Annotated in this window: 19 protein-coding genes; 18 read left to right on the top strand and 1 reads right to left on the bottom strand. The window is 66.7% G+C overall.

Features of this window, described 5'->3' with window-relative positions:
- Positions 1-128: 128 nt before the first annotated feature.
- Both topA and QWG60_RS06970 read left to right on the top strand, forming a co-directional pair.
- Entirely contained in the window at positions 129-2,768 is a 2,640-nt protein-coding gene (topA, locus tag QWG60_RS06965) for a type I DNA topoisomerase (protein WP_035596172.1), read from the top strand.
- Positions 2,765-3,229 (top strand): DUF6586 family protein, encoded by a 465-nt coding sequence (locus QWG60_RS06970; RefSeq protein ID WP_046080192.1) that lies wholly within the window; start codon positions 2,765-2,767, stop codon positions 3,227-3,229. Before topA ends, QWG60_RS06970 begins: the two co-directional genes overlap by 4 nt.
- 36 nt (positions 3,230-3,265) lie before the next feature.
- On the opposite strand, the gene QWG60_RS06975 is transcribed toward QWG60_RS06970, so the two are convergent.
- Positions 3,266-3,721 carry an ion channel gene (locus QWG60_RS06975; protein ID WP_107182061.1) on the bottom strand — a complete coding sequence of 152 codons (456 nt, stop codon included), beginning with the start codon at positions 3,719-3,721 and terminating at the stop codon, positions 3,266-3,268.
- A gap of 146 nt (positions 3,722-3,867) precedes the next feature.
- Between QWG60_RS06975 and QWG60_RS06980 the strand changes: the two genes are divergently transcribed.
- From QWG60_RS06980 to QWG60_RS07055, 16 genes are all read left to right on the top strand, one after another.
- Positions 3,868-4,335 carry a 2-hydroxyacyl-CoA dehydratase gene (locus tag QWG60_RS06980; RefSeq protein ID WP_246124635.1) on the top strand — a complete coding sequence of 156 codons (468 nt, stop codon included), beginning with the start codon at positions 3,868-3,870 and terminating at the stop codon, positions 4,333-4,335.
- Between the two features lie 164 nt (positions 4,336-4,499).
- Complete coding sequence (locus tag QWG60_RS06985; RefSeq protein WP_046080194.1) at positions 4,500-5,129, top strand: L,D-transpeptidase family protein; 630 nt, start codon at positions 4,500-4,502, stop codon at positions 5,127-5,129.
- A gap of 178 nt (positions 5,130-5,307) precedes the next feature.
- Positions 5,308-5,571 (top strand): Lpp/OprI family alanine-zipper lipoprotein, encoded by a 264-nt coding sequence (locus QWG60_RS06990; protein WP_016854575.1) that lies wholly within the window; start codon positions 5,308-5,310, stop codon positions 5,569-5,571.
- A 413-nt stretch (positions 5,572-5,984) separates the two neighbouring features.
- Positions 5,985-7,820: a collagen-like triple helix repeat-containing protein gene (locus tag QWG60_RS06995; protein ID WP_146907960.1), complete on the top strand. Its 1,836-nt coding sequence runs from the start codon at positions 5,985-5,987 to the stop codon at positions 7,818-7,820.
- 371 nt (positions 7,821-8,191) lie between these two features.
- Positions 8,192-9,874, top strand: coding sequence for a ShlB/FhaC/HecB family hemolysin secretion/activation protein (locus QWG60_RS07000; protein ID WP_246124636.1), 1,683 nt, complete (start codon positions 8,192-8,194; stop codon positions 9,872-9,874).
- Positions 9,875-10,066: 192 nt separating this feature from the next.
- The gene (locus tag QWG60_RS07005) at positions 10,067-10,312 is read left to right on the top strand and encodes a Flp family type IVb pilin (RefSeq protein ID WP_146907962.1); all 246 of its coding nucleotides are present in this window, start codon (positions 10,067-10,069) and stop codon (positions 10,310-10,312) included.
- A 52-nt stretch (positions 10,313-10,364) separates the two neighbouring features.
- Complete coding sequence (cpaB, locus tag QWG60_RS07010) at positions 10,365-11,324, top strand: Flp pilus assembly protein CpaB (protein ID WP_146907964.1); 960 nt, start codon at positions 10,365-10,367, stop codon at positions 11,322-11,324.
- A 44-nt stretch (positions 11,325-11,368) separates the two neighbouring features.
- Entirely contained in the window at positions 11,369-12,718 is a 1,350-nt protein-coding gene (locus QWG60_RS07015) for a type II and III secretion system protein family protein (protein WP_146907966.1), read from the top strand.
- A gap of 8 nt (positions 12,719-12,726) precedes the next feature.
- Complete coding sequence (locus QWG60_RS07020) at positions 12,727-13,977, top strand: CpaF family protein (protein WP_046080196.1); 1,251 nt, start codon at positions 12,727-12,729, stop codon at positions 13,975-13,977.
- Positions 13,974-14,858 carry a type II secretion system F family protein gene (locus tag QWG60_RS07025; RefSeq protein WP_146907969.1) on the top strand — a complete coding sequence of 295 codons (885 nt, stop codon included), beginning with the start codon at positions 13,974-13,976 and terminating at the stop codon, positions 14,856-14,858. Before QWG60_RS07020 ends, QWG60_RS07025 begins: the two co-directional genes overlap by 4 nt.
- A gap of 21 nt (positions 14,859-14,879) precedes the next feature.
- Complete coding sequence (locus QWG60_RS07030; protein WP_290130935.1) at positions 14,880-15,779, top strand: type II secretion system F family protein; 900 nt, start codon at positions 14,880-14,882, stop codon at positions 15,777-15,779.
- Between the two features lie 10 nt (positions 15,780-15,789).
- The gene (locus QWG60_RS07035) at positions 15,790-16,497 is read left to right on the top strand and encodes a tetratricopeptide repeat protein (RefSeq protein WP_107182054.1); all 708 of its coding nucleotides are present in this window, start codon (positions 15,790-15,792) and stop codon (positions 16,495-16,497) included.
- Between the two features lie 22 nt (positions 16,498-16,519).
- Complete coding sequence (locus QWG60_RS07040; RefSeq protein ID WP_186810048.1) at positions 16,520-16,834, top strand: DUF3613 domain-containing protein; 315 nt, start codon at positions 16,520-16,522, stop codon at positions 16,832-16,834.
- Entirely contained in the window at positions 16,834-18,636 is a 1,803-nt protein-coding gene (locus QWG60_RS07045) for a pilus assembly protein TadG-related protein (protein ID WP_146907975.1), read from the top strand. Before QWG60_RS07040 ends, QWG60_RS07045 begins: the two co-directional genes overlap by 1 nt.
- 50 nt (positions 18,637-18,686) lie before the next feature.
- On the top strand, positions 18,687-19,109 hold the full coding sequence (locus QWG60_RS07050; RefSeq protein WP_220084866.1) for a TadE/TadG family type IV pilus assembly protein: 423 nt from the start codon (positions 18,687-18,689) through the stop codon (positions 19,107-19,109).
- A 56-nt stretch (positions 19,110-19,165) separates the two neighbouring features.
- The gene (locus QWG60_RS07055) at positions 19,166-21,511 is read left to right on the top strand and encodes an EAL domain-containing protein (protein WP_181454282.1); all 2,346 of its coding nucleotides are present in this window, start codon (positions 19,166-19,168) and stop codon (positions 21,509-21,511) included.
- Positions 21,512-21,570: the final 59 nt, after the last annotated feature.

Genomic DNA, 21,570 nt, shown 5'->3' on the forward strand with positions numbered 1-21,570 from the left:
GCCCGGCGATCCCGTGACTGGCGTGTCGGCTGGCGCTGGGGTAGGGTAAGCGCATTTTTCACCCGCCAACGGGTGACCCGATTCCGTTCGACGCGGGGATTCCCGCGCCTACTGACGTTTGGAGCACTATGGGCAAGTCTCTGGTCATCGTCGAGTCGCCGGCCAAGGCGAAGACGATCAACAAGTATCTCGGCAACGAGTTCATCGTGAAGTCGAGCGTGGGGCACATTCGTGACCTCCCGACCAGCGGCTCGGGCAAGGCGGCCTCGGACCCCAAGGAGCGTGCCCGGCAGGCCGCGGCGACGCGCAAGATGTCCGCCGAGGAGAAAGCCGAATATCGCCAGCGCAAGTCCCACGAGCAGCTGATTCGGCGCATGGGGATCGACCCCGAGCACGACTGGGAAGCCAACTACGAGATCCTGCCCGGCAAGGAGAAGGTGGTTGCCGAGCTGCAGAAGCTCGCCGAGAAGGCCGATACCGTCTATCTCGCCACCGATCTCGATCGCGAGGGGGAAGCCATCGCCTGGCACCTTCGCGAGACCATCGGCGGCGACGAGTCGCGCTATCGTCGCGTGGTGTTCAACGAGATCACCAAGAACGCCATCCACGAGGCCTTCGAGGACCCCGGTCAGCTCAACATGCCGCGAGTCGAGGCCCAGCAGGCACGGCGCTTCCTGGATCGCGTGGTGGGCTTCATGCTCTCGCCGCTGCTGTGGGCCAAGATCGCCCGCGGGCTGTCCGCCGGCCGCGTGCAGTCGGTGGCCATGCGCCTTATCGTCGAGCGCGAGCGCGAGATCCGCGCCTTCGTGCCCGAGGAGTTCTGGGACGTCCACGCCGACCTCAAGCCGGCCGACGACGCCTCGGCCGAGCCGGTGCGCTTCGAACTGGCGCGCCAGGACGGCAAGGCCTTCCGTCCGACCTCCGAGGCCGAGACCCTGGAACGCATCGAGGGGCTCAGGAAGGCGTCGCTGGCCATCACCTCTCGCGAGGACAAGCCGACCCGCTCCAAGCCCAATGCGCCCTTCATCACCTCGACCCTGCAGCAGGCCGCCAGCGGTCGCCTGGGCTTCTCGGTGAAGAAGACCATGACGCTGGCCCAGCGCCTCTACGAGGCCGGCTACATCACCTACATGCGGACCGACTCCACCAACCTCTCCCGTGAGGCGGTGGACGGCGTGCGCGACTTCATTGGCGAGGAGTACGGCGAGCGCTATCTGCCCGAGGCGCCCAACCGCTACACCAGCAAGGAGGGCGCCCAGGAGGCCCACGAGGCGATCCGCCCCTCCGAGGTGACCCGCCGCGCCACCGACCTGGCCGGCATGGAGCGCGACGCCGAGCGCCTCTACGAGCTGATCTGGCGTCAGTTCGTGGCCTGCCAGATGACGCCGGCCGAGTATCTCTCGACCACCCTGACCGTGGCCGCAGACGGCTACGAGCTCAAGGCCAAGGGCCGGGTGCTGAAGTTCGACGGCTACACCCGCGTGATGAAGCCCATGGGGCGCAAGGACGAGGACCAGTCGCTGCCCGATCTCGCCGAGGGCGCGGCGCTGACCCTCGAGTCGCTGGATCCGCAGCAGCACTTCACCAAGCCGCCGGCTCGCTACACCGAAGCCAGCCTGGTCAAGGAGCTGGAGAAGAAGGGCATCGGCCGACCGTCCACCTACGCGGCGATCATCTCGACCATACAGGACCGTGGCTACGTGACCCTGGAGAATCGGCGCTTCTATGCCGAAAAGCTCGGCGACATCGTCACCGAGCGGCTCAAGGAGTCGTTCCCGGATCTGATGGACTACTCCTTCACCGCGCGCATGGAGGACAGTCTCGACGAGGTGGCCGAGGGCGAGCGCCGCTGGCGCGAGCTGCTCGATGCCTTCTACGCCGAGTTCCGCGAGGAGCTCGACGAGGCTCAGAGCGAGGAAGGCATGCGCCCCAACCAGCCGGTGCCCACCGACATCGACTGCCCGAGCTGCGGGCGCAAGATGCAGATCCGCACCGCCTCGACGGGCGTGTTCCTGGGCTGCTCCGGCTACAACCTGCCGCCCAAGGAACGCTGCAAGACCACCATCGACCTGCTGCCCGGCGACGAGGCGGTGGCCGCCGACGCCGGCGAGGACGCCGAGACCGATGCGCTGCGTGCCAAGCACCGCTGCCCCAAGTGCGGCACGGCGATGGACAGCTACCTGATCGACGAGGATCGCAAGCTGCACGTCTGCGGCAACAGCCCGGACTGCGACGGCTACGAGGTCGAGCAGGGCAAGTTCCGCATCAAGGGCTACGAGGGCCCGACCATCGAGTGCGACAAGTGCGGCAGCGAGATGCAGCTCAAGTCCGGGCGCTTCGGCAAGTACTTCGGCTGCACCAGCGAGAGCTGCAAGAACACCCGCAAGCTGCTCAAGAACGGTGAGGTCGCGCCGCCCAAGATGGACCCCATCCCGATGCCGGAGCTGGCCTGCCAGAAGGTCGAGGACCACTATGTGCTGCGCGACGGCGCCAGCGGCCTGTTCCTGGCGGCCAGCAAGTTCCCCAAGAACCGCGAGACCCGTCCGCCGCTGGTGATCGAGCTCAAGGCCCACGCCGACGAGCTGCCGGACAAGTATCGCTACCTGCTCGATGCGCCCGATGCGGACCCGGACGGTCGCCCGGCCCAGATCCGCTTCTCGCGCAAGGCCAAGGCGCAGTTCCTGATGACCGAGGACAACGGCAAGGCCACCGGCTGGAAGGCCACCTTCGATGATGGCAAGTGGCAGGTGGAGGACAAGCGCAAGTGACCCCGAGAGCCCGTACCAATCAGCTGCTCTATCAGGCCGAGCTGCTGCTGGCGACGCCCGCCGGCGATGACGAGCACGCCGAGGCGCGCCGCATGGCCGGCGAGGAAGGGGCGCTGGCGATGCTCGAGCTGGCGCTGGAGTCGCTGCTGCGTGAAGTGACCGAGCATGCCCGCCTCGAGCGTCACGACTGGCGCGAGCTGCTGGCGCCGGAGGGCGAACCGCTCGCCGAGTTAGGGCGGCTGCGCAGCCTGGCCCAGCGGCCGGACAGCTGGCTCGCGCGGCTGATCGCCCGTCTCGAGGCCCTGCATACCAGTGATGGCGTCGCACGTCGCGCCACGGGGGCGGCCCAGGGCATCATCGCCGTGGGCAGTGCCGCCGCCCTGGGGGACGAGCTGCGCGACTGCCTGGCGGCCGCCAAGCGCGAGATCGGCGAACTGCGCCAGACCAGTGAAGAGTGGTAACGGCGGCCGCGGCGAGACGTGGGACTCTGCTAGCGTCTAGCCGCGGTCGTTCCAGTGCCGCTGCATTTCCAGGAAGGTCAGTGAGGCCGACCAGGTGATCAGCATGAAACCGGTCAGGGATTCGGTGCCCATCAGGAAGCGCAGCGGCCCCTCGGGGAAGACGTCGCCGTAGCCGAGCGTGGTGAAGGTGATCGCCGAGAGATAGACGTAGTCCAGCCCATTCTCCATGGGCGTCGTGCCGGCCACGGTTCCCGCCGTGGCAGCCGTCAGCCACCAGGCCGCCAGGCCGAACAGCCATATCTCCAGCACATGAGCGGCAAGCAGGCCGTACATCAGTCCCAGGAAGCGCCGCCTTCGGGATGGCGAGGTGCGGCGCATCATCCGGCTGAGCACGCTCGAGGCCTCGAAGTGCAGCAGTACGCAGGCCGCGACCACCACCAAGGTCGTGCTCGCCACCAGCAGGTGGTCCGAGTCCAGCATCGGCTCGATCAAATGGCGCCTCCTCCATTCCGTTGCATCGGATCCGCGTGCTCGAATGACGTGCGTCAAGCCGCCATCCGGGCCGTGTCGACTAGGATATCAGCAGCGGGATAGACAAAGTGGCGCCCGCGACGGTCGTGTCTCCGGGAGGACGGATCATGCGCTTTCATCAGGTTAGAGAGTTGGTGCGTTGGGCGGCGGACTATCACGCTCGCCTCGATGAGGCCTATGCCCAATGGGCTGCCCAGGAAGGTGTCGGCGAACGGCGACGGATGGCGCTGGACTATCTTGCCGAACACGAGCGTCGCATGCAGCACGAGCTCGAGTCCTACTTCGCCGAGGACAGCGAGCATCGCGGGGTGCTCGACACCTGGTTCGACGACCCCGAGGCGTTTCCTCATGCGCCGGTGCTCGAGCGGCTTCCCGGCGGAGACGATGGCGATGATGTCGAGGCGCTGCTGTCCACGGCGCTGACCCTGCACCGTACCCTGCAGGATCTCTACGGGCATCGCCTGGAGCGAGCCGGCAGTGAGCTCGAGAGGGCGTTCTTCGAGGCGCTGGTGAAGGGCGAGGACGCCGAGGTGCGTCGTCTGGTGCGGGATATTCAACGTCTGGAGGCCTACTGAGGCCTGTGGTGCCGATGTCGCCGATCGGCGACGAGTGGGGGCGAGTATCGGGGCCGGCACCCTCGGGCTTTCCGATGAGGCGGCTCGGTGCGGCTGTCCACTGACATCGGGGGGCAGATGCGATATAACGACTCCCACGTTTTCTGGCTACCGGCTTCCCACCCATGACGCAATCCCGAGATGAGCGCTTTCTGCTGAGCCGGCGGCGTTTCGGCCTGCTGGCGCTGAGCCTGCCTTTCTGGTCGACCGCCGCCCCGGCAGCCACCATGATGAGCGACCTGCTGGCCCAGGCCAGTGCGCCGCGAGCCCCCGATGAGCTATGGGTGCTGGTGGATGATCATGAGGCCCGTCTGAGCATCTTCCGCGGTGCCAGCGAGGAGGAGCGCTTTTCCCCGGTCTCGCTGGGGCGCGGCGGTGCCAGGGCAGAGCGGACGCGTGGCGATCGCGCGACGCCGCTGGGCGAGTTTCGGGTGACGCGGTTCAACTACCGAAGCAAGTACCGCACCTTCGTCGGTCTGGATTACCCCACGCCCACGCATGCCCGTATGGCGCTGGATGCCGGGGTCTACAGTCAGCAGGATTATGACGACTACTTCAGCTACTACCGTCGGCATGGTACGCCGCCGCAGGATACGGTGCTGGGCGGGTACATCGGCATTCATGGCATCGGGGTGGCCGACCCGGCGATTCATCGGCGTTTTCACTGGACCGATGGCTGCGTCGCGGTCACGGATCGGCAAATCGACACCCTGTCGGCGATGATCGACATTGGCACGCGGGTCGTCATCCGCTAGTCTTTATATGCGCTAAGGACGTTCTAGCCGGCAGGCGCGTGCTGTCGTGAAAAACGCCCAGCATTTGACGTCTCCGGTTCGCAGCAGGCATTGTTGCTGCATTAGAACCTGCGATAGCAGGACGCCTGGTTGTCAGGCATCACCAACGCAGTACCAAGGAAGACTCAAGGAGAACACCATGACTCTCAAGACTACTCTGAAGCTGTCCGCCGCTGCCGCCTCTCTCGCCGTTCTGGCGGGCTGCGCCTCCTCCAGCGCTCTGGAAGAAGTCCGCACCACTGCCGAGTCTGCACAGGCCGACGCCGCGGAAGCTCGCAGCATCGCGACCCAGGCGCAGAACACCGCCAACCAGGCTCAGCGCGACGCTCAAGCGGCTCTGCAGATGTCTCAGCAGAACCGTGAAGAGATGAACCGCATGTTCGAGCGTTCCATGCGCAAGTAAGTCGTTAGCCGCAGGCCAGGCCTTCAGGCCTGGTGATGCCACGACGGGCCACCCCTCGCGAGAGGGGTGGCCTTTTTTGTGGGTACCGCGATCGTACCGCGTTCGCGCCATCGTGCGATGGATGTGTCGTACCCGATGACGCCGACCGGGTATGAGGTGTCACTTATGGTGCGTTTACCGTGTCGCCAATGGTATTGCCCGGTGTAAGAGATCTCGGACTGTCGCGTAAATGTCATCGCGGTTGTTTTGTAAGACATCTTTATTATCAGTAATTTACAGAAACCTGTAGGAGATTTCAGACGGTGTGAAAAGCTCGCGTTCCTTCATACGCTTCCGGCAGCAAGGCAGTCGTTCGGCATCGTTCATCCGGCCGATGAGCGATGCCTCCGGTAGAAAAAGAGAGGAACGTGATGATGGCAGGGAACACGGAATTCAAGACACGGCTCTTTCCGCTGACCGCGCTGGTGCTGGCGATCTCGCTGGCCGGCTGCAGCGGTAGCTCCGATATTTCACAGCCGCTGGACGGCGGAAATGGCGGTATGGAAGCCGGGGATGGTGATGGCACCGGCAGCGGTGACGGTTCCGGAGGAGACGGTTCGGGCGGTGATGGCATCGGTGACGGCGACGGCTCGGGTGGCGACGGCTCGGGTGGCGATGGCTCGGGTGGCGATGGTGACGGCTCCGGTGGTGACGGCGACGTGCAGTCCTCCAGCCTCGAGCGAGTGATCCAGGATGGCAGCGGAGTGACCGGCGGCGTGGGTGATACCGTCACGGCGCTGGGTGGTGCCATCCAGCAGGTCGATGCGCCTCTGGTCGGCGGGGTGACCGACGGTAGCGGCCAGGTGCTGAAGGACCTGGGCGACGGCGTCAACCTGCTCTCCGACGGTCTGAATGACGGCCTGGGCAGCCTCGGCAACAACGACAACGCCCTGGGCACGACGCTGGGCGGCGCCACGGGGCTGGTCTCCCAGACCGGCAAGGCCGTCAGCAGTGCCGGTGGCATCGTCGAGGGGCTGGGCTCGCTGCCGGTGCTGATGCAGGTGGAAGACGGCACTGGCGTGCTCGCCAGCCTGGGTGGCACCGTCGACCAGCTCGGCGGCACGGTCACCGCCGTGGGCGATCGTCTGACCTTTACTCTGACCGATGAAGATGGCCATCTGGCCGGCCTGACCACCGAGCTGACCGGCGTCGTTCGTCCGCTGGTCGTCAACGTGGAGGGCACGACTCAGCGCCTGGGTGACACTTTGGTGGTCGGCCCCGTCGGTAACCGCCTGCTGGGTCAGGTCGGCGGCGCCGTGGTCATGCTCGGCGAGCGTCTCGGTGGCGGCGGCGTTCAGCTCGCCGGTGTCGGCGATCTGGTGACCTCGACCGGCCGGCTCGTGGCCGACGCCGGTGGCCTGCTGACCGCCGGTGAGGGCGGCTCCCCGGGCCTCGGCCTGCCCGGCGTCGACGGTGGGCTGCTGGATACCGACAACGGCCTGCTCAACGGACTCGACGGGCTGACAGGTGGTTTGCTGGTGGGCGAGAACGGCCTGGTGGTCGGGGATAACAGCCTGCTTGCCGCGACCCTGTCCGCCGAAGGCGGTCTGCTGGACGATCCGACCCTGGTGCTGGGCGATCTCGGCGGCGGGCTGCTCGGCGGCGAAGGCGGCCTCCTGGGCGGCGATGGTGGTCTGCTGGGTGGCGTGACCGGCGGTCTGGGAGGCTCCGCCGGGGGCCTGCTCGGTGGCGGTGAAGGCGGTCTGCTGGTCGGCGGTGAAGGCGGCCTGCTGGGTGGCGTGACCGGTACCGTGGATGGCGTGACCGGTGGCCTGGTCGGCGGTGAAGGCGGCCTGCTCGGTGGCGATGGCGGCCTGCTGGGGGGCGTGACCGATACCGTGGATGGTGTGACCGGTGGCCTGGTGGGCGGAGAAGGCGGCCTGCTCGGCGGCGACGGTGGCCTGCTGGGCGGCGTGACCGATACTGTTGACGGTGTGACCGGTGGCCTGGTCGGCGGTGAGGGCGGCCTGCTCGGTGGCGACGGCGGCAGCCTGGGCGGTAGCGGAGGCCTGCTCGGCGGCGTCGCGAACACCGTGGATGGCGTCACCGATACCGTCGATGGCCTGACCGGTGGTGCCCTGCAGGGTGTGACCGGCACCGTGGATGACGTGGCGCACGGCCTGCTGGGCGGCGGCACCGACAGCTCCGGTAGCGAGGACTCAGGTACCGAAAGCAGCGGCGGGCTGCTTGGCCTGGGAGGCCTGCTCTGATCGCTCGCTCCATGCGGCGGCAGAAGGCCCGGCAAGTGCCGGGCCTTCTGCCGTGTAGGCCATGTATGACGGAGTGTTGATGATGAACCTCAATTTTCTTCGATTTTGGCTTGCCACAGATCAAGGTTTTTGTACTAATGTAAATTCAGTCTTCGGCATTAGTCGTTCTTAGCTTTGGTGTTAAGGCGTCGAAAGCGTGAAATAACACCATCGGCGGCGCATGCGATTACTGAATGCCATTGCAGGGAATAAATATGATGCCAAGGTTCGGCGTAAAAAATTTATTAGCAAGAAAACTTTCTGGCAAAATGTTAGTGAGTGAAGGAGTTCGGTATAAACTCTTCTCGCTTGCCATGCTTTCCGCGTGTTCGATGAGTACGACGTTGGTGCAGGCCAACGATGTGCCGTCGGTCATCAACGAGCGTCAGCCGACGATGACGCCGCCGGTACAGGACACCCTGGATCGGCAGCGACAGGGCGGGGCCGAGGTCAGCCTGCCCGGTGCCGCCGAGGCGGTAAGCCCCGAGACGCAGGTGCCGGTGGCCCGGGTGCAGATTCGCGGCGGCAGTGTCTTCGATCTCGAGACCCTGAGTGCCCCCCTTCAGCCGCTCGTCGGGCAACGCGTGGCGGTAAATCGTCTGGTCGAGGCCGTGGAGACGATCACGCGCCGCTACCAGGACGCTGGCTACCCCCTGTCCTACGCCTATCTGCCCAGCAACAACTTCCAGAGCGGTACCCTGACCGTCGTGGTGGTCGAGGGGTATATCGCCCGCACCGAGATCGCCGTGCAGGATACCGCCGTCGCCCAGCGAGTGCGGCGGCTGGCAGATCGGATGCGGGAGGAACGCCCGCTGACCCGTTCGACCTTCGAGCGCTATACGGCGCTGATCGAGCGCATCCCGGGCGCCAGCCTGGCGGTCAAGGCGCCGGTGCCGCGCACGCCGTCCGGTGCCACCACGCTGCGCGTGGAGCAGCGCGACAGCGACCGCGTCGACGCCGGCCTGACCCTCGGCGGCGGCGACAAGAACGATACCCAGGCGGTCGCGAACCTGGCCTTCCACAGCCATACCCCCTATGCGGAAACGCTCTCCTTCGCCTACCTGATGCCGGTCGACAACGACGATCGCTTCTATGCTGCCCAGTATCGTCAGGAGCTCGGTACCGACGGCCTGCGTCTCAATATGAGCGCCCAGCGCTTCGAGGGTGATGAGGAAGACCCGGTGCTGGTGGAAGGACGGCCCTACGAGGTGGCCCAGGAGAAGGAGCGCGACCGCTTCCGCCTGGGGCTCGACTATCCGCTGCTGATGGAGCGCCGTCGGCGCTGGGACGTCGAGGTCAACGTCGAGCACCTCGACGAGACGGCCGACTACCGCTATCGCTCGGATCAGGGGCCTGAATTGAGGGGGCGTCAGGACCTGCGCTACTCGACCCTCGAACTGGGCACCCACTATCGCCAGGGCAATGCCAGCCGTCGGCTGGAGGCCCGCGCCGAGCTGCGTCAGGGCATCGACATGGGCGGCAATCGCACCACCACCGAGATTCGCAACGTCGCCAATGGCGTGTCGGTGGCCGCCGATGGCCGGGAGGAACTCGAGTACACGCGGCTCGGTCTCCAGGGACGCTGGCTGGAGGCGCTGACGCCGAACTGGCGGCTGTCGATGCGCGTGGCCGGCTTCTGGTCGCAAGACGCGCTGCCGGCGCCGGAACGGGGTACCTATGGCGCCGGCCATTTCGCCCGCGCCTACGACGATGGCGAGGCCGAGGGCGAGCGCGGCTATGCCGGCGAGGTCGAGCTGCGCTACCGCCATGCGCTGGCGTCCGGCTGGGTCTCGCATCTGGAACCCTACCTGGCGGTGGACGGCGCCCATACCGAGTTCAACGACAGCGACCTGGAGTACGACCTGGCCTCGGTGGCCACCGGGATCGAGCTGAGCAATAACCGCCTTTATCGCCTGGGCATCGAGTACGCCTACCCGATCGGCGATCGTCCCGCCGAGGACGCGTCTCGGGAAGGCCGGGTCAATGCCCGCCTGAGCTGGGACTTCGGCGGCTAGCGCGCAGGGTGTCGACGGTCTCGCCGCTCATGGGTGGGCGATCTCGTACAAAAGCCCGGCCTCGGTCGGTCGATCTCAAAAGAGCACGATGAAAAACGGCGTGAGACAACGCCGGCAGGAGCAGGGCCCCGGCGCGGGACTCGCCGGGGCGGTGAAAAGAAAAGCAGGACTCAACCAAGCGGGGAAATTCTTATGAAACGCTTCTCTCTCTCAAGTGTGTTCGGCAAGGCCCATGCCAATCTGGCGACTCGTCAACTCAATCGCCCCGTCTTTCGTCGACAGCGGGGGGCGACGGCAATTGAATATGCGATTATTGCGGCTGTTTTAGCTATTGCAATTTTTGCGGTATTTAGTGCTTCGGATGGTGGCTTCCAAACATTACTTGGAAATCTTTTTGACAGAGTGGAGAGTGCTTTAACAACTACGGAAGGTGGGTGACGTCTGAAAGCTATTTTGACTGCAATGAGAAAGCTTTTGGGATGGTTTAAATATGTCGCCTAATTTACTCAAAGCCATCGCCGCCTTATTGGTGGCGGTGGCCATTGGCCTGGCCTTTGCGGGCTGGCGGATGGCCAATGAGGTGCCGGAGACGGTGGTGACGGCGCCGGCGGTGACTCCCGCGGCGCCCGAGCCCACCGGCCATGAGGTACTGGCCGCGGCCCGCCCCCTGGCGGTGGGCACGCGGCTGGCGGCGCCCGGCGAGGGCCAGGCGCCGCTGCTTCGAACCATCGATTATCCCGAACCGCTGGACGAGAGCTTCGGCGCGCTGTCCGAGGTGGAGGGGCGGGTGCTGACCCGGCCCCTCGCCCAGGGCGACGTGCTGAGGCCCTCGCACTTCGCCGCCGGCGGCCTGCTGGCCGAGGCCGTGCCGGCGGGCAAGCGGGGCATCGCCGTCAGCGTCGACGAGGTGATCGGCGGCGGCGGCTTCGTGGCGCCGGGGGATCGCGTCGACGTGTTCTTCTACGCCCAGGACAGCGGCGGCGAGCGCACGCGGCTGGCGCGCCGGGTACTGCGCGATATCCAGGTGTTGAGCTTCGGAAGCGCCCTGCGCGGCCAGCCCCTGCCCGAGGGCGGCGAGGGCGGCCCCCAGCGCAGCGGGCGCACCGCGGTGCTGGCGCTGGACGAGGCCCAGGCCCCGCGGCTGCTGTTGGCCGAGGAGACCGGCCGGCTGCGGCTGGCGGTGATCGGCGCCGAGGAGCGTCGCGCCGCCCTGGAACCCACCCTGCCCGAGGGCGGCGATGGCTGGCTGATGCCGGCGTCGCTCGAGGCCGCGAACGACGACGACGCCGAGCCGGACGACCTGGGCGAGCCCGTGGACTTCGACAGCCTGATGGGGCGTGACGGCGAAGCGAGCCCGACGCCGGCCGCGCGGCCGGAACGCCGGAATGGCGGGCGCCGGGTCGTCCAGCAGGTCGGCGGCGAAGTGCGCAGCGTCAGCGTGGGCGGCTGAGACGCCGCCGCGACCATTATTTCAAGCAGGATGCAGGGAACAGCATGCAACGAGCGACGAGTCCTACCTTCCGGCAGCCGCCGGCCCTTACGCGCGCCTGGCCGATGCTGGTGGCGATGTGGCTGGGCCTGATGGCCCTAGTGCTTTCCACGACGGCGTCGGCCCAGGACGGCGGGCGCACGCTGTCGCTGCTGGTCGGCGAGAACCAGCGGCTCGATTACGGCGCCAGCATCACGCGCACCGCGGTGGGACGTGGCGGCGTCGCCGACGTGCGGGTGGTGGGGGACCGCCAGCTGCTGGTGACCGGCATCGGCCCCGGGGCGACCACGCTGAGCGTGTGGTTGGCCGGGCGGCGCACGCCGCAGTCGATGACCCTCGAGGTGCAGCCGGCGGCGGCCCGGTCGCTGGAGGACGAGTATCGGGTCGAGGCCGGCGGCGAGCGCGGGCGGCTCTTCGGCCAGACGCGTTCGCTGGACCGTCATGACGAGGCCCTGCAGCGCTTCGGCGACGCCCCGCCGGTGGATGCGACCCGCCAGGTCGGGCCGGTGCAGATTCAGACCGATATCCGCGTCGTCGAGGTCAATCGCAGCCGGCTGCAGTCCTACGGCTTCTTCCTCGGGCGCAACAACGGCGGCAATACCCAGTACGCCGTCGGCCCCACCGGCAGCGGCAGCAGCTTCATCAACGACAACAGCCTGGTGGCGCCGCTGAGCGAGGGTTTCTCGATCATCAGCGGCGACAATGACGGCTACCTGGGGGCCATCAGCGCCCTGCGCAACAACGGCTTCGCCTATACCCTGGCCGAGCCCAGCCTGGTGACGCTGTCCGGGCAGAGCGCGTCCTTCCTGGCCGGCGGCGAGTTTCCCTTCCCCAGTAACAGCAGCGACGGCGACGTCTCGGTGGATTTCAAGGAGTTCGGCATCCGCCTGCAGCTGACGCCCACGGTGCTCGACGACGAACGGATCATGCTCAAGGTGGCGCCGGAGGTCAGCGACCTGGACTTCAGCCGCTCCGTGCAGTCCAGCGGCATCGCCGTGCCCTCGCTGAGCGTGCGTCGCACCGATACCACCGTGCAGCTCGGCGACGGCGAAAGCTTCATCATCAGCGGCCTGGTCAGCCAGTCCACCATGCAGAGCGTCGACAAGTTCCCCGGCCTGGGCGACATCCCGGTGCTGGGCGCCTTCTTCCGCTCGACCCGCTTCGAGCGCGAGGAAACGGAGCTGATCATGATCGTCACGCCGCATCTGGTCTCGCCGATCGCCGCCGGGGTCGAGCTCGACGGTCTGCCCGGCGAGGCGCTGGGGCGCTACGATCCGAGTTTCCTGGAGCTGCTGTTCGATCCCCAAGACGCCCGGGAGATCGAGCGACTCGGCGATATCGGTTTTTCCCGCTAGGAGGTGATATGGGGGCCTGGTCTTCGCTGACGCGACACAAGCCGACCCCGTCGCGGTCGGCGCCCGACCTGACCGACGGGGCCCTGAAGGCGGCGCTGCATCGCGAGGTGATCGAGCGTCTGGAGGACGACGAGGCGCTGTTCAGCGACGAGCCCTCGGCGATGCTGGTGCGCATCGAGAGCCTGGTCCGGGACTACTTCGACCAGCGCGCCGAGCAGGTGCCGGTCGAGTCGCTGGAGGCGCTGGCCAGGGAAGTGCTCAACGAGGTCGCGGGCTTCGGCCCGTTGCAGCCGCTGCTGGGCGACGATGACATCTCCGACATCCTGATCAACGGGCCGCGCAACATCCTGGTGGAGCGCCAGGGGCGGCTGGAGAGCGTCGAGGAATGCTTCATCAACGATGCCCACGTGCTGCGGGTGGTGCGGCGGATGCTGGCCCCGCTCGGGCGACGGCTCGACGAATCCAGTCCGATGGTCGACGCACGCCTGCCGGACGGCTCGCGGGTCAACGTGGTGATTCCGCCATTGGCCCTGGACGGGCCCTGCGTGTCGATCCGCAAGTTCCGTCGCGAGGCGCTCACGGCCGAGGCCCTGATCCAGGGCCGTGCGGTGACACCGGAGCTGATGGCCATGCTGCAGGAGTCGGTTGTCCAGCGTCGCAACATCCTGATCAGCGGGGCGACCGGCTCCGGCAAGACCACGCTGCTCAATATCCTCAGCCGTGACATTCCCGAGCATGAGCGGGTCGTGACCATCGAGGATGCCGCGGAACTTCAGCTTGGCAACAGCCATGTGGTGCGCCTCGAGACCCGCCCGCCCAACAGCGAGGGGGAGGGCGAGGTCTCGGCCCGCCAGCTGGTGCGCAATGCGCTGCGCATGCGCCCCGACCGGGTGATCCTCGGCGAGAGTCGCGGCGACGAGGCGCTGGACATGCTGCAGGCCATGAACACCGGCCACCTGGGCTCGATGAGCACGGTGCACGCCAACTCCGCCCGGGATGCCCTGGTGCGCCTGCAGATGATGGTACGCCTGGCCGGCTTCGAGGGCAGCGACGGGCTGGTCAACCAGATCATCGCCACGGCACTGGACCTGGTGGTGCATGTCACCCGGGACGGCGAGGGCCATCGCCATGTGGTCGAGGTCCAGCAGGTGAGGGGGCTCTCCGATGGCCGGGTCGAGCTGGCCCGGCTCTATCGTCACGAGGACCGCCGCCTGATCGACGCCGTCGACTGGCACAAGCATATCGAGGATGCCGCATGAATGCCTGGCAACTCTGGGGCCTGACCATGGCGCTGCTGCTGGTGGCCGCCAGGCTGCTGTGGCGCAGCGCCAACCACGAGAGCGACAAGGTGCTGCGGGCCGACAAGCCCAGACGACGCACCCGACGACGCCCGCCGTCCGAGTCGCTGATGCAGTGGCTGTTCGACTACCTGCTGGCCGCCGGCATTCATGCCACGCCCCGGGGGATAGCGATCGTCGGCGGGCTGGTGCTGGTGGCGGTCGTGGTGGCGCTGATGCTGCTGTCTCATCTTGTCGGTGTGCTGCTGGTGCTGGGGTCGCTGGTGTTGATCAACCTGATCCTGCGGGGGCGGGCGCAGCTCCTGCGCCGCCGTCTGCGCGCCCAGCTGCCAGGCTTCATGGAGCAGGTGGTGCGCGACCTGGGCACCGGTGCCACCGTCGAGATCGCCTTTCGCCGCAACGGTGAGACTGCCACCGGCCTGCTGCGCGAGGCCACCGCGCGGGTCAATGTTCGCCGAGAGCTGGGCATGGAGCTCCACGAGGCGCTGCATCGCGAGGCACAGCTGCTCAAGCTGCAGGAGTTCGACCTGCTGGCCACGGCGGTGGAGGTTAATCAGGCCCATGGGGGCAGCCTGCGCGACATCCTGGGCAGCTTCGTCGAGCTGCTTCGTCAGCAGGAGAAGGGGCGTCGCGAGCTGCGGGCGCTTACCGGCGAGACCCGGGTCACGGCCTTCGTGCTGGCGGCGGTGCCGGTGGCGATGGCGGGGTTCATGTGGTTCAGCAACCCCGAGTTCCTGGCGCCGATGTTCGACAGTGCCGGCGGCCGCATGGGGCTGTGGGTGGCCGTCCTGCTGGAGGTGGGCGGCTGCGTGGCGCTGTGGCGGATGCTCAAGTCGATATAGGAGAAGGCCATGGTGTGGCTGATGACGAGTGCCTTGCTGGTGCTGGCGGCGGCCGGGATCTGCCTGTGGCTGGCCCGCGTCGGGCCGCGCGAGACGCCAGCGGCGGGGCCGAATCAGGGGGAAGGCGGCAGCCGACGCCAGCAGGTGGCGGCCATGGAGGCACGACTGATGGGCAGCGGGCGGATCATCTGGCGCCGGCAGACCCGCGGTCGCCCCTGGCTGGCGGAGCTGGCGCTGGTGCTGCGTCAGGCGGGCTTCATCGGCACTCGCGCCCAGCTTCACCTGCTGTTTTCCGTGGCGCTGGTGGTCTTCGGCGTGTTCAGCGGCGGCGTGCTCCACGCTCTTCAGGGTGGCAAGGCCTGGCTGCCGGCCATGACGACCGGTCTGGCCTTCGCCGCGCTGGCGGCCGTCGGTGCCTGGATCTGGCTGAAGCGTGTGCGCCGCCGCCGGGTGGTTCGGCTGAACGAAGAGGCCGACATGGTCATCCAGGTCACGCGCATGCTGTGGGAGTCCGGCATGACCCTGGAAGGCGTGCTGCGCGGCCTGATTCACAACCTCGATGAGACCTGTCCCGAAAGCGTGCGGGAGCTGCGGCTGATCCTGCTTCGCATCGAGGCGGGGCAGGCTCGCGAGGAGGTGCTCGAGGAGCAGTCGGTCCTCCAGGCCAGCGAGGGGCTCGAGGACCTGCTCAAGCTGCTGGCGCAGATATCGTCGTCCGGGGGCGGCGCACGGCGGGCGATGCTCGACCTGAGCCACCGGCTGCGCGACCGTCGCCGCATGCGCATCCAGGAAGCGGTATCGAGCCTGTCGGGCAAGATGTCGCTGGTGATGATGGTGTTCCTGTTTCCGGCCTTGCTGATCGTGCTGGCCGGGCCGGCGGTGATCAACCTGGGCGGCATGCTCGGGAGTCTGGGAAATTGAGGGGCAATCCATGATGACAAGACGCCTTCGAGCCGGACTGTCGGCGTGGGGCCTGGTGATGCTCGGCGGCTGTGCCGGCGGCGTGGAGCCAATGTCGATGATCGGGCTGGGGCAGCGCGACGAGGTGAAGGAAGTCACCGGCCCCTGCGGCGAACGCTACAGCGCCGATACCGGGCTGCGCATGGACATGATTCGCCAGCAGATGGAAGACGGGCGCTCGCGCTCGGCCCTGGCGCATCTCGACGAAAGTGGCTTCGACTATGCCGAGGCCGCCCTGATGCGGGGCGATGCGCTGCGCGACGTGGGGCGGCGCGACCAATCGGATGCGGTCTACGAGACCCTGGCGGGTGGTTGTCTGGCGGCCGATGCCTTCCATGGTATGGCACGCAACGCGGTGGCGCGCGGTGATCGTGAGCAGGCGCTGGTGCTGATGCGCCAGGCGCGGGATGCTCGCCCGACCGACGCCGAAATCCGCAACGACCTGGGCTACCTGCTGATGCTGGAAGGCAAGCCGAAGCCGGCCCGGGAAGAGCTGCTGACCGCGCTGGAGCTGGGCGGCACCGGCCGGCGGGCCGCCTCCAACCTGGTGATGCTGATGATGCAGGAAGGACGCGTGGTCGAGGCCGAACGGCTGGCCCGACGCTACGACCTGGATGACGAACTGGTGGCCCGCCTGCGCCGGCTGGCGACCGACGAGCGAGCCCGAGAACATGGATAACGTCGAGCAAGGAGATCGCGGGATGCCTATCAGCAGGATGATGAAGCGTATGCGGTGCCTGGGCGTCTGCGGGGTGATGCTGATCGCCTCTCCGCTGGCCTGGGCTCAGGGCGAGGCGCCCTCCTCGCAGGGCGCGATGCCGGTGGCGGACCACCGCAGCGCCGAGGTCGGCGAGCGCACCGAACGGCTGCTCGAGCTGCAGCGCAGCGGACGCATCGCCAGCCGGAACCGCCAATCGCTGTCCGGGGAAGTGCAGTCGCGGATCTATGAGCGCTACCTGCAGAGCTTCACCCACGCGATTCCCGACGAGTACATCGACCTGAGCTTCGGTGAGTGATGACGACCTGCCGCCTCTACGTTCCGCGTCGCCAGCGAGGCGTGATCGGCCTGCTCGGCGCGATGGTGATGCTGCTGGTGGTGCTGTGCATCGCCCTGGCGCTGGATACCGGGCGGCTGTACATGGAAAAGCGCAATCTTCAGCGGGTGGCGGATCTGGCGGCGCTGTCGGTGGCGTCCCGCTGCGAGACGCTGTCTTCCTGCGATCAGGCAGTGACCTATGCGCAGGATGTACTGGAAGACAACGGCTATGCGCGAGAGCTGGTCGACGGTGATGGCATTACTCTGGGGCGAGTGGCATTGGTGGATGTGGCCGTAGAGGGTGGTCCCACGTCTTATCGACGCTATGACTTCGATGACTCCTTGCCTCAGGATGCCGTCCAGGTCGTACTGGAAGACCCGGTATCGCCTCCGCTCATGGCGGCTTTTGTGCCCGATGACGGCGACGCCAGTGATGGCCACACCATCATCCTTCAATCGACGGCAGTCGCGAGGAAGGCGACCTATGTGGCGTTTTCCGTAGGCTCTCGCCTGGCCTCTCTGGATAGTTCCGAATCTTCTTTGTTGGCACCTTTGCTGGGCGGTTTGCTGGGAAGCGATGTGCCGCTGTCCCTCGTTGGCTATGAAGGGGTGCTGGATACTCGGATCACGCTGCTGGAGTTGGCTTCGGAAATACCAGCTCTTGGAGTGGATTTGGCGGCGCTGACAGTCGACGAAGTGCTCAATACCAGTGTGACCTTGTCCGAGCTGCTGGAATTGTCGGAAAGCGTACTGTCCGATAGAGGATTGCTTGCATCCGATCTAGCAGTGCTGGGCGAGATGCAAAGCGCCATGAGTCTCGATGTTGGAACCGCCGATATCAACCTTGGGGAGCTTCTCGATATCCGATCGGCCGAAGGCGTCGACGATACCGAAGCCTTGAAGACTGGCATTCGTCTGGGCGACCTGTTGGGCAGCAGTTTGATGCTGGCCAACCAGGAAAATGCGATTGCGATTGATAATCTCGATGTCGATCTGTCGGCCGTGACGGCTAGCGTTGGATTGACAGTCATGGAAGCCCCGCAGATTGCCATAGGACCGGTGGGCTGCGCGGATGGAGTCGCCCCCGATTGTGGGAACGATAACTGGAAGACCTCTGCCAGCACAGGACAGCTTGATTTAGATGTTGATCTAGGGGTCGATTTGCTTGGGGTGTTGCGGCTCGATCTCGATTTGGACATCGGCGGCATAGAGGCCGAGGCAGGGATCGAGGAGATCTCATTGAATGATGGCGTCTATGGTGTCTCGGTGGGAGCCATAAGCGAGCCCTTGGTGGCATCCGTCGGCCTGGATGCTGAAGTACTGCCTGCGTTTGCCGGGTTGATCAACGTCTCGCTGGAGAGTGGTTTGACGGAAAACCTGGAAGCAGGGCTGTCGGGTTATATGACGGGGGGCATCCATGACTGGCCAGACAATGATGCCGTCGTACTCGCGTCGGGAGTATCCGGTGTGACGACGGCCGTGACCGACCTGCTGGCCGATCTGGAGCTGGACATCAGCCTGGGGGATAAGAGCGAAGAGTGTACCGGGCTGTTGTGCTCAATTACCGGCGCGCTTCTGGATCCGATCAATAACTTGCTGGATGGTGTCGTGGATTCCGTCACGGATCTCCAGAGTGCGCTTGGTACTGCGCTTGGAAACCTGATAACACCGCTGATTAATCAGGTGGTAGAGCCACTGCTGGGTGCGGCAGGCCTGGGCATCGGTGAGGCAGAGGTCAGGGTGATCGAGGTGTCGTCTTCGGGAGTGGAGCTCGTCCAGTGATGCGATCATGTCATGCTCATGGCCGAAAGGCGTCTTACCAGCAAGGCTCGGTGGCCATCGAGTTCGCCATCATCTTTCCGCTGTTTCTGCTGATTTTCTACGCCATCGTCAGCTACAGCTTGCTGTTCGTCTACAAGCAAGGCGTGCATGGGCTCAGCGCCGATGCCGTGCGCCAGGCGATTTCCGTAGAGCGCCTGAGCGACGGCTCGCTGGATGAAGGCGCCATCACCTTGGCAGTGACATCCTTTATCAATGAGGAAGCAGCAGACTGGCTGGGGAGTTCGGTCGCATTGTGTGATGACGACCTTGTCCCGTCATCAGATTCCGTGAGGGTATGTGTCCAGGCATCGTTGGATCTTCCCCAGATAAACTTCTCCAGGCTATTGCCGGGTGGAAATGATGGAGAAGACTCTGCTGACTTCAAAGTTCCGGCTAATAACACTGTGACCTCCACCTCGAGCATCCGCCTATGACATGCCTTCGGCATTGGGCGTACGGTGGCATTCTTCTGCTGGCGCTTGGCGTTGCCGTGCCGAGCTGGGCCGCGGTCACCACCGTGGCCATTGCACCCGGCGAGCCGGGCGGGCGGCTGGATCGCCAGCTGCTGAGTGAGCTCGACGATCGCCTGGAGGCCCGTGACGGCCCGGGTGCGCTGCGGGTGCTGTACCTGGAAGACGGCGAGGTCTCCACGGCCGAGTTGCGCCGGAAGCTGGCCGAGGGTGACCTGGCGGATGCGCCCCGGGTGATCCTGCTCCACGATGCGGCGATTGCCACCTATCGTGAACTGGGCGCTTCCGGGGCGAGTCCATCGCGGCGACTGGCGGCCTACGGCGCCTTCTCTCCGGCCAATCGCCGTTGGCTACGACAGCAAGGCGCCGGACACCTCGATCTGCTGCCGGTGCTGCGGCGTCATCTGAGCTGGGTGCGCCACGGCACCGAGGCCAGGCGGCTCGTGGGTTGGGTGACGCAAGACGCCCCGCTGCTGTCATTGGGCGATCGGCTGATCGAGGGCTCGGCTCGGTTGGACGCGGTGAAGGTGCTGGGGCGGGACGCGCCGGTCGCGGGGGAGGCCACCGAACAGCTGCTGCTGGGTCTGCCCGGCAGGTTGCAGCGACAGCAGGCCGCCGAGGTGCTGGGCAGCCGTCGAGGCGCCTGGTGTCTGATGCCCGAGTGGCTGGCCGACGGCTGCTTCGGCGGCGTGCAGCCGGACATCGCGGGCGTGGCCGATGGCCTGCTGCGCCGACTCGATCAGGGGGGCAATGCGACGGCGCCGGCGGCGCCGCGGCTGGACTATGCCGCGCGCGGACGGCTGTCGCCCGAGCTGCGTGACGGCGTACGCTACCTCAACGTGCCGGCCACGGAAGTCGGGCGCCGCAGCCTGGGAGAGCGCCTGCTGCTCGGTGCGCTGCTGGTGGGCGCCGGTGCGCTGGTGGCCCTGGGGGGCGCCCTCGGGGCCGAGCGTCATCGACGGCGCCAGCGTGAGCGCTTCGGCTTCGATGAATTGACCGGGCTGCCGGGGCGCCCGCGCCTCGAGAAGCGCATGCAGCGTTACCTGAATAGCCAGCATCCCTTCCAGCTGTGCTGGATCGGCTTCGACCGGCTCGATGGTCTGCAGGACACGCTGGGGCCGGAAGGCACCCGTGAGGCCGTCAGGCGGATCGTCAAGCGCCTGCGGCGCGTCGCTCGCGGGGAAGGCTATGTGGTGCGCCTCGAGGGCGATGTCTTCGCCGTCATGAGCTTCCTGCCGGTACGCGAGCGGGGGGAATCGCCGGCCGGGATGATGTTTGCCGAGCGCCTCCAGGAAAGTCTCTCTGCTCCCTTCCATGTGGGTAACGCCGACCGCCTGCTGCTGCCGCGGATCGGGATCGCTCGCTCCTCGGCCGACAGCACGCCGTTCAGTCTGCTCGAGGAGGCTCAGGGGGCCGCCCGCCAGGTGCTGCGTGGGGGCGAGCGTCGCCCCCGTGAGCTGGTGGCCGAGGCGGCGGCGCCCGAGGAGCGCAGCCTGGCGCTGACCGAGGCACTGGCGAGTCTGTCCGGCGAGGCCCTGTCCGAGCAGCTGACGCTGGCGGTCGAGCCGCGTTTCCTGCTGGCCGATCGACGCTGCTGCGGCGGGGAATTTCGTGCCCGCTGGCGGCATGCGACATGGGGCGAGGTGCCCGGGAAGGAGCTGATGCGGCTGGCCGAGGCCGCGGGGCGGCGCGCGCTGCTGGATCGCACGCTCTGCGGGATGGCCCTGGACGCCCTGGCGCATTCCGGGCTGCCCGTCGAGGCGCCGCAGGGACCGCGTTCCGCGCGCCCCGTCTGGACACTGCCGCTGGGACTGGCCCAGCTGACCGATGCCGGCTTCATCGACGGCCTGAGTGAGCGCTGTGAGGCGTTGGGGCTGACGCCGGACTGCGTCGAGCTGCAGTGGCATGGTGCGGAGCTGGGGGAATCCTGGCCGCTGCAGTCGGCGATTCGCTACTGCCGGGAACGCGGCTTCGGCGTGGCGCTCAAGGGGCTGGTGCATTCCCGCCAGGCGCTGGATGCGATCTTCCGTCAGCCGCTGTCGCGACTGGTGCTCGAGCCGCGGCTCATGCGCGGCGTACCCAGCGATCAGGCGTCGATCCTGCTGACCAAGAGCCTGCGTGACATGGCCAAGCTGGCCGGGCGCCATATCACCGTGACCGGGGTGGCGACCTCGGATCAGCTGGTGGCGATTCGCGGCATGAACTTCGTCTCGGTGCAGGGCCCGCTGTTCGGGGAGGTGCAGTCGATCGAGGCGCTGGTGGACCGCCTGGCGGCCGGCGAGGCGGCGGAGACGGCCCGCGACGAGGACCCCGGGGCGGGCGACGAGGCCAGCCGCAGCGCGGAAGCCAATCGTGGGCAGGAATAGAAGATGTGAGTCACGGAAAGGAAGAGGGTGAGGCCGAATCGTTATCGGCACGGCCTCGG

It is taken from the genome of Halomonas halophila, from assembly GCF_030406665.1.
Taxonomy (GTDB): Bacteria; Pseudomonadota; Gammaproteobacteria; order Pseudomonadales; family Halomonadaceae; genus Halomonas; species Halomonas halophila.